The 16,005-nt window shown below is 30.9% G+C and carries 10 protein-coding genes; 3 read left to right on the forward strand and 7 right to left on the reverse strand.

Going from position 1 to position 16,005, the window contains the following annotated elements; genetic code table 11:
- Nucleotides 1–106: 106 nt before the first annotated feature.
- The 3 genes from RWN11_RS00655 to RWN11_RS00665 form a co-directional block, all read right to left on the reverse strand.
- Complete coding sequence (locus RWN11_RS00655; protein ID WP_314159869.1) at nt 107–1,213, reverse strand: BMP family ABC transporter substrate-binding protein; 1,107 nt, start codon at nt 1,211–1,213, stop codon at nt 107–109.
- Between the two features lie 594 nt (nt 1,214–1,807).
- The gene (locus RWN11_RS00660; protein ID WP_314159870.1) at nt 1,808–2,911 is read right to left on the reverse strand and encodes a BMP family ABC transporter substrate-binding protein; all 1,104 of its coding nucleotides are present in this window, start codon (nt 2,909–2,911) and stop codon (nt 1,808–1,810) included.
- Between the two features lie 441 nt (nt 2,912–3,352).
- On the reverse strand, nt 3,353–4,468 hold the full coding sequence (locus RWN11_RS00665) for a BMP family ABC transporter substrate-binding protein (protein WP_314159871.1): 1,116 nt from the start codon (nt 4,466–4,468) through the stop codon (nt 3,353–3,355).
- A 301-nt stretch (nt 4,469–4,769) separates the two neighbouring features.
- On the opposite strand from RWN11_RS00665, the gene RWN11_RS00670 reads away from it, so the two are divergent.
- Nucleotides 4,770–5,594, forward strand: coding sequence for a purine-nucleoside phosphorylase (locus tag RWN11_RS00670; protein WP_314159872.1), 825 nt, complete (start codon nt 4,770–4,772; stop codon nt 5,592–5,594).
- Nucleotides 5,595–5,609: 15 nt separating this feature from the next.
- Nucleotides 5,610–6,035 (forward strand): HIT family protein, encoded by a 426-nt coding sequence (locus tag RWN11_RS00675; RefSeq protein WP_299323444.1) that lies wholly within the window; start codon nt 5,610–5,612, stop codon nt 6,033–6,035.
- 248 nt (nt 6,036–6,283) lie between these two features.
- Here the strand turns inward: RWN11_RS00675 and RWN11_RS00680 are convergent, their stop codons facing one another.
- The 3 genes from RWN11_RS00680 to nrdD form a co-directional block, all read right to left on the reverse strand.
- Complete coding sequence (locus RWN11_RS00680) at nt 6,284–9,898, reverse strand: hypothetical protein (RefSeq protein WP_314159873.1); 3,615 nt, start codon at nt 9,896–9,898, stop codon at nt 6,284–6,286.
- Nucleotides 9,899–10,302: 404 nt separating this feature from the next.
- A complete protein-coding gene (locus tag RWN11_RS00685) occupies nt 10,303–10,962 on the reverse strand; it encodes a hypothetical protein (RefSeq protein WP_314159874.1) in 660 nt (219 codons plus the stop codon).
- Between the two features lie 315 nt (nt 10,963–11,277).
- On the reverse strand, nt 11,278–13,461 hold the full coding sequence (gene nrdD / locus RWN11_RS00690; RefSeq protein WP_314159875.1) for an anaerobic ribonucleoside-triphosphate reductase: 2,184 nt from the start codon (nt 13,459–13,461) through the stop codon (nt 11,278–11,280).
- Between the two features lie 406 nt (nt 13,462–13,867).
- Here nrdD and RWN11_RS00695 point away from each other — a divergent pair, with 406 nt between their 5' ends.
- The gene (locus RWN11_RS00695; protein WP_314159876.1) at nt 13,868–14,560 is read left to right on the forward strand and encodes a GTP pyrophosphokinase family protein; all 693 of its coding nucleotides are present in this window, start codon (nt 13,868–13,870) and stop codon (nt 14,558–14,560) included.
- Between the two features lie 57 nt (nt 14,561–14,617).
- On the opposite strand, the gene RWN11_RS00700 is transcribed toward RWN11_RS00695, so the two are convergent.
- A complete protein-coding gene (locus tag RWN11_RS00700; RefSeq protein WP_314159877.1) occupies nt 14,618–15,988 on the reverse strand; it encodes an amino acid permease in 1,371 nt (456 codons plus the stop codon).
- Nucleotides 15,989–16,005: the final 17 nt, after the last annotated feature.

A 16,005-nucleotide genomic window follows, 5' to 3' on the forward strand; every position in this document is an offset into this window, starting at 1 on the left:
TCAATTTAATATAAATTTTTTAATACTATTTAAGAAATATAAAAATAATTCCTTACAAAAAAAGACCTAGCATTTGCTAGGCCTTTTTACTATAAACTTTTTAAAATTAAAGTTCTCCGTCGATATTAGCTTTGTCAGCTACACCAGCTGCATCAGCTGCAACTGTTGCTTTTCCAGCTTTAAGATCTTCAACAACTGTTTTAATTTTAGCTTTGATATCATTGCTTAAGTTAGGGTTTTCTGCTGGAAGTCCAACACCATCTTCTTTAATAGTGAAGACTTTAGCTGTTCCACCTTCAAATTTGTTAGCTTTGATAGCATCTAAGATGTTAGCAACTGCTACGTCGATACGTTTAACAGCTGAAGTTAAGATAACTGATTTTTCAACATCTTTTCCGTCTTTATCTTTAGCTTTGAATACACCTTCAGAATATTGGTCTTTATCTACACCAACGATCCAGTGTTTAACTTCTCCGCTTTCTTTAAGATCTTTAGTAGCTCTTTCTTGAGCTTCTTTAATAGATCCACTACCAGTTCCACCAGCTGCTACGAAGATTACGTCAGCACCAGCATCAAACATAGTTGCTGCTAAAGTTTTACCTTTGTTAGTGTCATTGAATGAACCACTGTAGTTGTAAACAACTTTGATGTCTTTTTTAGCTGCTTTAGCACCTTGAACGAATCCAACACCAAATTTAACTACTGCAGGAATTTTAGCTCCACCAATGTATCCAACTTTACCAGTTTTTGATTGTAAAGCTGCTGCATATCCAGCTAAGTATCCAGCTTCGTGTTCTGAGAATGTTACAGAAGCAACGTTTTTGTTTTGAACTACACCATCGATGAAAATGAATTTTTTATCTGCAAATGAATCTGCAACTTTTGGTAATTCTTTTTCAAAGTAGAAACCAGCTAATGAAATTACATCAGAAGCTTTTGCTGCATTTTGTAAGTTAGCTGCAATGTCACTTTGGTTTTTAGTTTCGATTGGGTTAAGTGCTTTTCCACCATTTTTTTCAGCCCAAGCTTTTACAGTTTCAACGTTACTTTGGTTAAAACTTTTATCTTTTGCTCCACCTTCGTCAGTTACAACACCGATTTTTAATCCAGAGTTGTTAGAAGATGAATTTCCGTTAGATGATTTAGAAGAACATCCAACGATAATTAATGCTGCTGATAAAACAACTGCTATTAACGAAAATACCTTTTTCATAAATAAAAAGTCTCCTTTATTTGTATATTGTTTATATCTAAATAATACCACATTATCTTTGAAACTTCAATGATTTATTTTTGAAATATTAACATTTTTTTATAATGTTCGTTTTATAATTATAAAAAGCTATAAAAACAACATTTATAGCTTATATCATATCTATTCTCCTTTGTTTCCATAGAATTATTTTAGAATTATAAATCATTTTCAAAACATTAATAACGTTTACAATTTAATACGAATTTTTATACATTATTAATTATTACACATTAATTAAATAAATTAAAATAAAACTATAAATAAGGTCTTATTAAAGAGTTGAAACTTTACGAACATTAAAATATATTACTCTTATTATAAATAATTATTACACATTAATAACCATAGACAAATAAAAAATGAGAGTGACTGAAAAATCGTGATTTCGGAGAAATCGATTTGTGGAGTCACTCCCGCACAGTTTATTAGATATCTAAAAAACTTTTATAAAGCGAATTTAGATATCAATAAACCACTGCGTCTATGAGTTAGCATATGACATTTGTTGAATTTTAGGACTTTTAGGTCAGCCACATTCTACGTTAAATTTTATTATAATTCACCGTCAATATTATTTTTATCAGTTAATTTATCAGCTTCAGCTATAACTAGCTCTTTACCAGCTTTTAGCTCTGCCATTTTATTTTTGATTTTTGATTTAGTTTCATCATTTAAGTTAGGATTTTCTAAAGTTAATTCAATTCCATCTTCTTTAATAGTAAAGATATGTTCTTTTCCACCTTCGAATTTCCCTGCTTTAATGCTGTCTAATACATTTTTAACCGCAACATCCACACGTTTAATAACCGATGCTACAACTACAGATTTTTCAACACCTTTCCCATCTTTGCCCTTAGCTTTAAAGACTCCATCAGTATATTGGTCTTTATCAACACCTACAATCCAGTGTTTGATTTCTCCACTTTCTTTTAAATCTTGCGTAGCTCTTTCTTGTGCTTCTTTAATTGCTCCATTACCTGTTCCACCTGCTGCTACGAAGATTACATCAGCTCCTGTATCGTACATAGTTGCTGCAATTGTTTTACCTTTATTTGTATCGCTAAATAATCCACTGTAGTTATATACTACTTTAATATCTTTATTTGCTGCTTTTGCGCCTTGTACAAATCCAATTCCAAATCTTGCTACTGTAGGAATTTTGGCTCCACCGATAAATCCAACTTTCCCAGTTTTAGATTGTAATGCTGCTACATATCCTGCTAAATATCCTGCTTCTTGTTCCGCAAAAGTCACAGAAGCTACGTTAGCTTTTTCCACTACACCATCGATAAAAATATACTTTTTATCTGGGAAGGCATCTGCCATTTTTGGTAATTCTTTTTCAAAATAAAAACCTGCTAATGAAATTACATCAGCTGCTTTTGATGCACTTTGCATATTTGCTGCTAGGTCTGAATGATTTTTTGTTTCAACTGGAGTTAATGCCTTACCACCATTTTTTTCAACCCATGAAGTTAGTGCTTCTGCATTACTTTGGTTAAAGCTCTTATCTTTTGCCCCACCTTCATCAGTTACGACAACAACTTTTAAATTAGATTTATTAGTTGAATTGTCTTTTGACGATTTAGACGAACACCCTGTAACAACTAAAATAGCAGATAATATTATCGCTACAAATAAAAATAATTTTCTCATATTAAATATTAATCTCCTTACGATTAGAAATTGTTTTAAAAAAAGATAATAGCATATATTTAAAGGGAAAGTCAACTCAGTATACATCCCTGAATTCCGTATTTAGCTAACGTTCGGTTTTTTCTAAAAACGTTATCTTTCTTTATATTTAAAGATTTTAAAAGTTACATTATTTTCGTCTATATTTGTACACAGTTTATTATTCTAAATAAAAATATTATCGCTTTTTTAAAAATACAGTAACGTTCCCACCCATTGTACTTTAGTACTAAACAATCATTTAGAGCCTAAAAATTTTACAACTACTACTGTAATAATAAAATTTTTTAAGTTTTTTTTAATTTTAAAAGTTCGTTTAAATGTCTCTAAAAAATAGGAACCACCAATAACGGTGATTCCTACTAATTAATATTTATGAACAGTTCCTATAATAAATGTCTACTATAATTCCCCTTCAATATTTGTAGCTGCTCCTTTAGCTTTAAGTTCATCTCCAGTAGCTACTACTTCAACTTTACCTGATTTTAGTTCTTCGATAGCACTAGCAACTTTTGTTTTAACTTCATCACTTAAGTTAGGATTTTCTTTTGGAATTCCTACACCATTTTCTTTAATACCAAAGACATGTTCACCTTTTGTAAATTTACCTTCTTTGATTTCATTTAATATTTTAGTAACTGCTACTTCAATATTTTTAACAGCTGATGTTAGGACTGCAGATTTTTGATATTCTTTTCCGTCTTTATCTTTCCCTTTAAAAATACCTTCTTCGTATTGATCTTTATCTACTCCTACAACCCAGTGTTTAATCTCTCCACTCTTAGACATATCGATAATACCGCGTTCTTTAGCTTCTGAGATTACACCATTACCAGTATTACCTGCAGCAACGAAAATTACATCCGCACCTGAGTCATACATAGTAGCTGCTAATGTTTTACCTTTGTTTGTATCTGAAAAAGTTCCGCTATAATTATACATTACTTTAATATCACTTTTAGCCGCTTTAGCACCTTGTACAAACCCAATACCAAATCGCTCTACTGGTGGAATTTTAGTTCCTCCAATATATCCAACTTTCCCTGTTTTAGATTGTAAAGCTGCAATATATCCAGCTAAATAACCAGCTTCTTGTTCCTTAAAGATTAATGAAGCAATATTAGGCGCATCAACAAAAGTATCAACATACATGAATTTTTTATCTTTATATTGTTCCGCTACTTTTGGAATTTCTTTTTCAAATTCATAACCAGCTAAAGAAATAATATCAGATACTTTTGCTGCATTTTGTAAATTAGAAGTTAAATCCGATTGAGTTTTCGTTTCTAAAACAACTGGCTCTTTTGCACCATTAGCTTTCGTCCACGCTTGAATTGCCTCTACGTTAGCTTGGTTAAAACTCTTATCTTTTGCTCCACCTTCACCAGTTACGACACCAATTTTATATCCGCTCTTTCCATCAGATTTAGTGTCATTCTTAGCATTCTTTGAAGAACAACCAACAACAATTAATGATAATGCAACTAGAATTACAAAAATAGTACGTAATTTTTTCATAATACCCTCCTTAAAAATTTATGTACTAAGTACATAATACAATATTTTTAAAACGCTTGCAAATGTTTTTTGAACTTTTTTAAATTTTTTAAACACAACTAAATTTTTGATTAAATAAATCATAGTCTTATAGCACTTATTGATGTTCATTTTTATATTTCAATCGCATCATTAAAAATTACATAAACTCATTTATATTAATAATACAAACGTTGATAATTATTAATATAAAATTATATATTTTCTGAATTTTTTATGCTATAATAACTTTGATAAAGCATTTTCAGGAGGAATTTATATTATGACATATTATGAAAATATTGTAGAGACGGCAAACTACATCAAAAAATATTTTGGAGAACAAATTGACTACGCAGTAGTATTAGGTAGTGGGATCACTTTAGAATTAGAAGATCAACAAGAACTTGGCTACGAAGCTATTCCACTTTTTCCAGGAAATAAACACGCTAACCGTGTTAAAGGACATGCAAATAAACTAACTTTCGGAAAAATTTCTGGGAAAAATGTACTAGTATTAAATGGACGTCTTCACTATTACGAAGGATACAGCATGAAAGATGTTGCCTTTATGACATATGTTGTTAAACATCTTGGAGTAAAAGGATTATTCATTACAAATGCTTGCGGTGCTATCAACACAGACTTCAGTGAAGGAGATATCGTATGTCTTGATGACTTCATCTCACTTGTAAACAATAACCCTCTAATGGGAGAGAATGACCCACGTCTAGGTGAAAGATTTGTTGACATGACAACTCCTTTCGATTCGTACTTAGTTGAGACTTTACACAATTCTGCAAAAAAATTAGACTTTACTTTACACACTGGTGTTTACGGATTCTTCCAAGGTCCTTACTTCGAAACACGCGCAGAGATTCGTGCATTTAAAACTATGGGATGTAACCTTGTAGGTATGTCTACAGTACCAGAAGTAATCGCAGCGAACCACGCATCACTTCCAGTTGCAGTATTAGCTTGTGCAACTAATATGGCTACAGGAATTCAAGAGAAAAAACACGACCACGAACACGTATTACAAACTGCACAAAAAATTAGTGTAAACCTGAAAAAACTTTTAATAGAAACATTAGAAAACTTAAAATAATAAGGAGTAAAAATTATGGAAAAAACTATTTTTGAAAAAATTATCGATGGAGAAATCCCAAGTTACAAAGTGTATGAAGATGAGCATGTATACAGCTTTCTAGATGTATTCCCTATCACAAAAGGACACACTCTAGTAATTCCCAAAAAACACAGTAGAAATATTTTTGACTGCGATCCTGAAACAGCTGCTAACATTGGACGTGTTCTTCCGAAAATTGCTAACGCAGTAAAAGAAGCCTATGGTTGCGACGGAGTAAATATCTTCCAAAATAACGAAGAATATGCTGGACAAAGTGTCTTCCACCTTCACTTCCACATCGTACCAAGATATAAAGATAAAGATGTAAACTTCGATAATTTAGAAGTTAAATGGCCACCTCAAAAAGTTGAGCCTGCTGAATTCGAAGAAATTAGAAAAGCAATTGCTGATAGGTTATAAGAAAAAATAACTAGATAATTATAAATTATACACCCTCTTTATTGAACAAAATAATAACCAATAAAGAGGGATTTTTATGCAATATAATTATGAATTAAACAAAATGGATGCTCCCTGTACAATACAAGCTAGCATCCATATATATAATTAAATATTATAAACTAGTAAATTTTGATTTTTACAGAGTTTTATTCATACTCCCAATACCTTTCCTAGAATTATTTAAAATTCTAAAAAACTGTGCTTCATTACTTAGAAAGTTTACGTCTAACAACAACCCCTACTAATGCAATTAAACTCAATCCTAAGACAGCGGTTCTAGATGAAGTCATACCTGTTGCGGGTAATCCTCCTCCTTTTTTAATTTCATCTTTTTGTTCAAAATCATTTTGTTTGAAGTGCACATCACTTCTAGTTAATTTATCACCTTTAAGTGCAGTTAAATCAAACTGAGGTACTTCATTAATAGCTGGTTTATTAGCTTCTAATACTTTTAATGCTTCTAATAGTTCTTCATGATCAGCTAATAAAGCTTTTAATCCTTCAACAAGGTAAGGTTCAGCACCGTTTTCTTCAGCATCCTTGATTTGTTCTTTAACTTTTGAAATTTCTGTCTCGACTGTTGGAATATCTAGTTTAGGTAAACTTTGAACAGCGGGTTTATTAGCTTCTAATATCTTAAGTGCTTCTTCAAGTTTTTCTAAATCAGCTGTTAATTTTTCTACATCAGCAGGAGAGAGTGTTTTTAATTGCTCTTTTATTTTAGAAATCTCAGCTTCAATTTTTAACTTATCAACATTACCTAACTCAGGAACGTCATTTATAGGTGCTGTATCCGGTTTAGAAGATTCAAGAACTTCTACCTTATTATCAGGTTTTACCACTTCAGCTTTAGGCTTTTCTTCTTTCGGTTTTTCTACTTCAGTTTTTGGTTTCTCTTCTTTTGGTTTTTCTACTTCAGTTTCTGGTTTCTTATCTTCTGGTTTATCAGTATCTTTTGCAGTTACTATAACTTTAACATTAACTTTTAAATCTTTATCGTTTCTTATATTTTCTCCATGAACCACTTTCCCTGTTACTTCATATTCTCCTGGAGTATTGACATCAACATTCGTTAAATCATATTCAACAGGTAATGTTACATCTATAGTATCAGTTGAGCCTGAATTTCCTACAGCTCTAAACGTTACATTATTGCTAGATACTGCAGGGGATTTTTTCTCAGAAACTACTAATGTAAAGAATTTTTCACCCGCTTCTTCTACATTCGAAGCATCTTCTGAATTTACTTGAACAGAAGATATTTCTCCTTTAAATGTTTTAACATTGAACTTATCTCTAAATCTATAACTATTCACTAAATCATACTTATCAGATTTTAGTGTTAAAGTAAATGTATCATCAATCCCTTGCGCTTTGTAAGTATACACACCATTATTAAATTTAAGCAAAATATCCTGATTATTAGGACTCGTCACACTTAAACTTAATGCCTCTGTTAATTCCTTACCATTCTGATCTACAATCTTATAATTTATACTAACATTATTTCTAGCATCTTTTTTTACACCTATTCTACTATCTGTATGAACTTCTGGTTTTACTGGTTTAGTATTATCAGTAGGCGATTCAATTTTAGGGGTGGTTACTGCATTATCTTTAAGGTTTTTAACTTGAATAACAAATATTTCTTTATTTGTTATTTTCCCTTCTTTACTAAAGTTTTCTTTTATATTATCTTTAGATATATAAGAAAAACTGTTCGCATTAGGTAATTTTCTATTGTACACTGTTGTGAATGAATATGACCCTACTAACTGATATTTCGATGAATTCAGGCTAATTCTAAACTCTGAATCTTCTCCTACACTTTTGAATTTATAAAGTCCATTTTCAAATATCGATTGTTTTGAATCATATTCTCCAGAGGCAACTAAAGGTGCATCTAACTCAACTGCCTTCCCGTTCTCATCTATTACTTTATAAATGATTTGATTATCCACTATGCCCAATCCAGTTGTATCAAGTGGTTGATTTTTTTTATTATCTGCTCCTGTTTTTGGCGCAGATGGATTTGTTCCTGCTTCTGTCTCTGTTTTTGGCACAGGTGGATTTATCCCTGTTTCTGTTCCTGGTTTTACTGTTGTCGAATTATTATTTTCAGCTAATCCTTTATCAATATTTGCTACTAAGTATTTAGAAATATCATCTGCTTTTACAACATCTATTGCTCCATTACTACCTTTTATATTACCAACCCTATTATATCCTGTATTATAAAACTCAAATACTTTCTTCCCATTATAATTTAGTGAATATGGTACATATGGAACTACAGCATCACTAGCTTTAACTTCAATAATTCCATTGGCAACTGTATATTTTTTCCCTGTACTTGAAACTAATTCAATTCCCTCAACCACCGAAGCTTCTTCACTACTAACAACAGCTATTCTTAAAATATCTGAATTTGAATTTCTTGAAATTTCACCCTTAGAATCTTTTTTATCTAATTTGACCCTAACCTTAACATTCTTCGGTAATTTATCCAATAAATTTTCGCCAGCTTTAATTTTAACATCAGCTAGTTTTGCTATTTTCTCGATTGAACCATTTATTTGATTTAATCTAATATCTTCGAATAAAGTATTTTCAACGTTATCTTTTGCTTGTAATTCTTCTTTATATTTTTCTAAAGTTTTTACAGCTACTTCGCTGAAAAATTTTTTCACGTTAGAATCAGCATTTAATAAACTATCAATTGTAGCTACATCTTCTTTTCCATAAATACCTTTATTTAATTTATTAAATAACTCTTTTGCCTTCAGATAATTCTCAGGAGATTTCACTATATTATTTTTATTTTCTTGAATCCAAACCTCTTGTAATCCTCGTAAAGATAATAATGATTCAAAGTTTGTAATATTATTATTTGTTGCATGGAATTTATTTAATTTTTTAAAATTTTTAACTACATCTATGTTATCAATATCATTATTAGATACACCTAATTCTTCTAATTTAGTTAGTCTATTCAATTTTGAAATATCTTTTATTCTAGATTTACTTGTATCAGTAATCCACGTTTTCACAGTAGAATCCAATAATAATGTTTTTAAATTAACTAAATCCTCTAAAGCAGTTACATCCGCAAATTCATTGTGTTCCAAGTTTAGATATTCTAAATTTATCATTTTACTTGCAAAACTAACACTATTTATTTTAGCAGCACCCAGATTCAGTGATTTCAACTTCACAAGATTTTCTAACTCATTTACATTTATAGGTTCCGCTTTAAATAAATTTAAATATTCTAGATTTGTTAATTTCGCTAAAGGCGAAAGATCTTTTATACCATGACCATTTTTTGCTACATTTCTCAAATCAAGATATTTTAATTTAGTCAGATTGGCTAACGGAGAGATATCACCAAACTCTTGATTTACCATACTTAACTTTTCAAGATTCTCAGCATATTGTAAACCTTCAAGACTTTTAACTCTAACGCCATGTTCCGAATTGTCATGAGCCTGACACACTTCTGGTGAAAGATACCTTATTCTTCTCAAATCTCTCTTTGTGATTACTGCATTATCAACATCTTTGTAGTTCATAAGTTCACAAATACCACGACGTAAATTATAATCTGGAATCTCTACCTTTTCATTATCGTCTACCTTATGTTCAAGTTGACTATCTGGAATAAGAGCATTAATAATTTCATCTTTACTAATATTCCCAGTATTAGCAAGTGTGACTTCTCCTTCTGTGGCATATATATTCTGTATTCCATTCATTGGAATCAACATACTACACATTGATATTGAAATTAGTGATGTTAATAGTTTTTTATTTGTTTTCATAATTCTCCTCCTTTAAATAATCACCTTACAAATCTATTGTAATACAGGCATCGATTCTTAATCAAGTAATTATCTATATAAATATGAATTGGAAATTATTTATAAAGTTAGGAATATATAAAAAATATAATTATATTTACCAATCTCTCATTATCTACTAAACGCTTATAAATTACAGCTATCATGCGATGTGAAAAATTATTTAAAACAAGTGATTTTCACTTTAAAACAATTATAAAGTATCTAAATTATAAATATTTTTTATCAAAAAAAATAATCCGGAAATGAGAATTATTATCATACTCCGAATTTATTATAGAACTACTATATTATTTATTTTATAAAAAGAACCGAGGCTAAAGAGATATTTCTCCATGCCTCGATTCTATCATATATCATCTATACTATTTATTTCCTTCTTTTGAAGCGAATAAAGAAACGATAGAATCTAGAGTTGTTTTTGGTTTTTCCTCAACTTCCTCTTCTAATTCTTCATGTACTTCTTCTGCTTTTTCAATAACTGGAGCTACAGCCTCATGAATTTCTTCAAATGTAGGCTCTACTTTTTCTTCATATCGCTCTACTGCCGCTTCTTTTACATTCTCCACAACTTCTTCCATTTTCTCAAAAGCAGGCTCAGCAGCTGGAACAACAATTTCTTTTACTTCTTCTACAACTGGTGCAATAGTTCCTTCTAATTGTTCAACTGCAGGTTCTGTAGCTTCTCTCACATCTTCTACTGTTTCAGTTACTTCTGCTACTACTTCTTCTTTAACCTCTTTAGCTTTAGCTCCTAATTCTACAAAGCTTTCTTCTACTTCCGCAACTTCTTCAGATGCTGTTAATTCTTCTAATTTTTCTTTAGCAAGATCTTTTTCTTCCTGCGCTTGTGCTTCTAACTCCTGAATTTTATCATTAACAATTTCTGTTAATCTATCAATACCATTTCTAGCATTTTCTTTTAATAACTCTTTGTGTTTCTCTAACTCTTTAGGATTTTTATAATAATAAGCTCCTATTGCACTTATCGCTCCTAATAAAGCACCTTTAAATATTTTACCCATGTATAAATTCCTCCTAATTTCTTATCAGTATTGATTTTATCAAAAAAATTGAATAATGTAAAGGATTTAAAGGTTTTTTATTGTTTTAGATTAATTTTTTTATTCTCTTTAAACTTTAAAAATTATAGAAACTGACCCAAAAGTCCTAAAATTTAACAAAGTTCATATAAGAACTCATAGACGCAGTGGTTTATTGATATCTAAATACGCTTTATAAAAACTTTTTAGATATCTAATAAACTGTCCGGGAGGACTCAACAAAATCTTGTTTCTAGAAACCACGATTTTTGAGTCACTCCCTATTAAAAGTTATTTTTATTTTAAATGTTTTACCCTTGCTACAATTTCTTTATGACGACCTTTAATCATAGGACGTGCTTGAGGATTTCCTAAGTACCCACATGTTCTTTTAACAACATCGCAGCTTTTCGGATCTCTATTCCCACATTCTGGGCATTTAAATCCTTTTTTAGTTGGCTCAAATTCTCCCTCATATCCACATTTATAACAACGATCAATCGGTGTATTTGTACCTAAATATCCTACCTTGTCATAAGCATAATCCCATACCGCTTCTAGCGCCCTCGGATTTTGTTTTAACACTGGATACTCGCAATAATGTATGAATCCACCACTTGCATAATATGGATAATCTTTTTCAAAATCTAATTTTTCAAATGGAGTTGGGTTCTTCCTTACATCATAATGATACGAGTTTGTATAATATTCTTTATCTGTAATATTTTCTACAATACCAAACTTCTCAGTATCCATTCGGCAGAATCTATCAGTTAGAGACTCACTAGGCGTTGAATAAATACTATACCAATAGTCTCCCTCTTCTGTCCATTTATCTACACACTCTTTCATATAACGCATGATATCAAGAGTAAATTCTTTTGCTTCGGGATTTTTCTCCCATTCTCCTCCATAAAAGACACTTGCCACTTCATATAAACCTATATATCCCAATGATAATGTAGAACGTTTATTGTCAAATAATTGTTTTACCCTGTCTTCAGGTTTAAGACGTTTCCCAAACGCACCGTGCATGTAAAGAATAGGTGCATTTTGCGGTTTTGCCTCACCACAGCGTTTTGCTCTGTAATCAAGTGCATTTTTGCAAATTTCTAACCTCTCTTTAAAAATTTCCCAGAACTCGTTCTTATTACCTTTTGATTCTAAAGCTATTCTAGGAAGATTTAACGTTACTACCCCAAGATTCATACGCCCACTTTCCACAAGTTCACCTTGTTCATTTCTCCAAGCAGGTAAGAACGATCTACAACCCATAGGAGTTTTACAACTACCAGTAATCTTCGTAATAGTATCATACATAAGTACATCTGGATACATTCTTTGAGTTGCGCATGACAACGCAAGTTGTTTCACATCATAATTAGGATCTGTTGGTTTTAAATTTAAGCCATCTTTAATAACAAAAATTAACTTAGGGAAAATAGCCGTTCTTTTCTCTTTTCCTAATCCTTCTATTCTTACCTTAAGTATCGCTTTTTGAATTTCTTTTTCAAAATAGCCCTCACCTAACCCGAAACCTAATGATGTAAATGGTGTTTGTCCTTGTGATGAGTATAATGTATTAATTTCATATTCTAAAGATTGCATTGCATCAAAAATATCTTTTTTAGTCTTTTGTTTAGCAAATTCCTTTTGTTTTTCCTCATCATCAATCCACTCTTGAGCCATTTTTAAATTCTTTTCATAATTCAATTTTGCAAACGGTGCAAGTACCTCGTCAATTCTATCAGCACTACATCCACCGTACTGGCTTGATGCAACATTAGCAATAATCTGAGCCATTTGAGCTGTTGCTGTTTGAATACTCTTAGGACTATCTACATCAGCATTCCCAATTTTAAAACCTTTTGTTAACATCTCTTTAAAGTCAATTAAACAACAGTTTGTCAATGGTTGATAAGGTGAGTAATCTAAGTCATGATAGTGAATTTCTCCTTTTTGATGTGCATTAGCAACATGTTTCGGCAACATTTTAAGACCTATTGCTTTAGCAACAATACCACTCGTTAAATCTCTATGTGTATTAAACACCAAACTGTCTTTATTAGCATTCTCATTTACTACATTCTCATCACGGTTAACGAGTTTTTCAATAGCTACATTTATATCTAGACTGCGTTCACGTTCAATATCACGCATACTTCTATAACCTACATACTCTTCATATATTGCTTCTTCACCTAAAGTAAGCAGTGTGTGCTCAACAATATTTTGAAGTTCATAAATTTTAATATCACCTTTAAATCTATTAGCAATCTCTAAAATTACGTTATCCACAATACCATTAATATTAACACTATGGTTTTTACCAAATACTGAATGTACCGCTTTTTCTATCGCCTTATAGATTTTTTCAGCATCAAACCTAACTATACGCCCATCCCTTTTTATAACTAGTAAATTTTTAGTTAAACTATCAACTTTCGCCTTTGTGTATGAATATAAATTATTATTTTGCATGTTATCCCTCATTTCGATATAATTTTAGATTCATAAAAACATCATAATACTATCTTATCTCAAAAATTTCTTCCTGTCTACAACATTTATTTCCGGGAAATTCAGAAAGCTTATTAGCTAGCCTTTTACTCTAATTGTGAATTTTTTTAGCTCTTCTGTTTTTATAACCATAATCTAAAAAGCTTATTATATCAACTTTAACAAAGGTTGACATATACTTCTGTAATAATTTTCAACATATGAAATATATGATACAGTTTTCTACTTCCCTTATATTATACTAGTTGAAAATGATGTTCAAAAAGTTCACTTCAACCTAAAAAATTTATTTTTTCATTACTTAAACTATATTTTAATATAACAATTTATGATAAAATTATAGTAAATAATAAAGTGAGAAATGTATATGAAAAAAACACAAATTGAAAAATTAACAGAACAATTATTTTCTATAGAAAATAACAATTCGCTCCTAATAAATGAATTAGAACCCTATGTAGAATTATTTATGCACTACGAATGTGCAATGCTTGAAATTGAAACAAAACTAAATGTTTTTGATAAGGAATTTTCTTTACACGGAGAGAGTAATCCAATCGAATCCGTGAACACTAGATTAAAGACTCCAATGAGCCTAATGAATAAACTTAAACGTTTAGGTTTACCATTTGATATAAATACAATAAAAGAAAACATCTATGATGTTGCTGGTGTGCGTGTTATATGTTCATTTAAAAATGATGTTTATAAACTTGTAGATGCCTTAAAACAACAAGATGATCTTACAGTTATAGCTGAAAAAGACTATATTAAAAATCACAAAGAAAATGGCTATAGAAGTTATCACCTTATCGTTAAGGTACCAATCTTCTTATCAGATAAAGTAGAATACATTGCTGTTGAGGTTCAATTTAGAACAATCGCAATGGATTTCTGGGCTAGCTTAGAACACAAACTTAGATACAAGAAAAATCTAAGTGAAGAGAAAGAAAAAGAAATAGAGCGTCGTCTTCAACTCTGTGCAGATATAAGTGCTAAACTAGACAACCAAATGCAAAAGGTTAAAGAAATAATAGAAGATGATTCGCAATTCTTATAAAAAAATCTTGGATATTAGACATAACTAATATCCAAGATTTTTAATTTTATTATCAACTTATCTTTCCTTACTATGATTTACAGAATAAGCAAAATAAATTGCTAAACCTACTAAAATCCAACATCCAAAAATTTTCCAGGTTGACAATTGAATACCATATAATAATATGATAAATAATAATATTGATATTATTGGTAAGTAAGGCATTCCTGGCATAGTAAATCCACGCTTCACGTTAGGATAATTCTTTCTAATAGCAAAGGTTGAGTAACTAACCAACGCAAATGCTATTATGTACGAGACATTAGCTAAATCAGCTAATTGTCCCAGTGGCAAGAATCCTGTTAAAATAGCCATTAATAAACCAACTCCAATTGTTGTTGGACCAGGGACACCACTTTTATTTAAGGTCGATAACTGTTTTGGTAATAATCCATCTCTGCTCATTGTAAATAATATTCTAACCGCAGCAAACATTGTTCCCAAAGGTCCAGATAAGAGACCTATAACTGCTCCTAAAGAAACTATTCCCGCTACCTTAGCTTGACCAACTACTCCAAGAACATACGCTAATGCATCACCTTTCCCTAATTGACTAAATGGTACCATTCCCGTTATTACTAAACAAACAATTATATAAAATACTGTACAAATTAATAACGTAATAATAATTGATCTAGGAAGAGACTTTTGCGGGTTTACAGTCTCTTCAGCTGAAGTCGAGATAGTATCAAAACCTAAATACGCGAAAAACACCGTTGTCGCTCCTATCATTATCCCCGATATTCCTTGTGGTACAAAATTATCAGTCCAATTCGTCGGAGTAACATAAAACATACCTACAAGAACGAATAGTAAAATAACAATAATCTTAACAGCAACCATTAAATTATTCACAAACTTACTACTATTTGTCCCTTTAAATAAGACTATCATTATTAGTAAAACTACAGTAATTGCTAAGATATTTCCATAGCCGCCTTCGCTAGGTAATGTTGTATATTCCTTAGGTATTACAACTCCAAAGCCTTCCAATAACGATTTAAAATAACTTGACCAACCATTAGCTATCGCAGCTCCTGCTATGATATAGCTTCCTGCTAAAAGCCAGCCCATACAATGAGCAACTACTTCTCCTAGTGTAATATAACTATATGTATACACACTACCACTAGATGGAATAGTTGAAGATAATTCAGCATAACATAATGCTGTAAGCCCACATGCTAGTCCAGCAATTAAAAACGAGAATATTACCGATGGTCCTACCTTAGATGCTACTTCACCAGTTAGTACCAATATACCTGAACCAATAACAGAACCTATACCAAGAAAAATTAAATCCATAGTTCTTAGGGTTGGCTTCAACATCTTCTTACCTCTTTCTCCTAGTACCCTTTCTAATGTTTTTTTTCTAAATATTTGCATTAATAAAAAAATCTCCT

The organism is uncultured Gemella sp., from assembly GCF_963519265.1.
Lineage (GTDB): Bacteria > Bacillota > Bacilli > Staphylococcales > Gemellaceae > Gemella.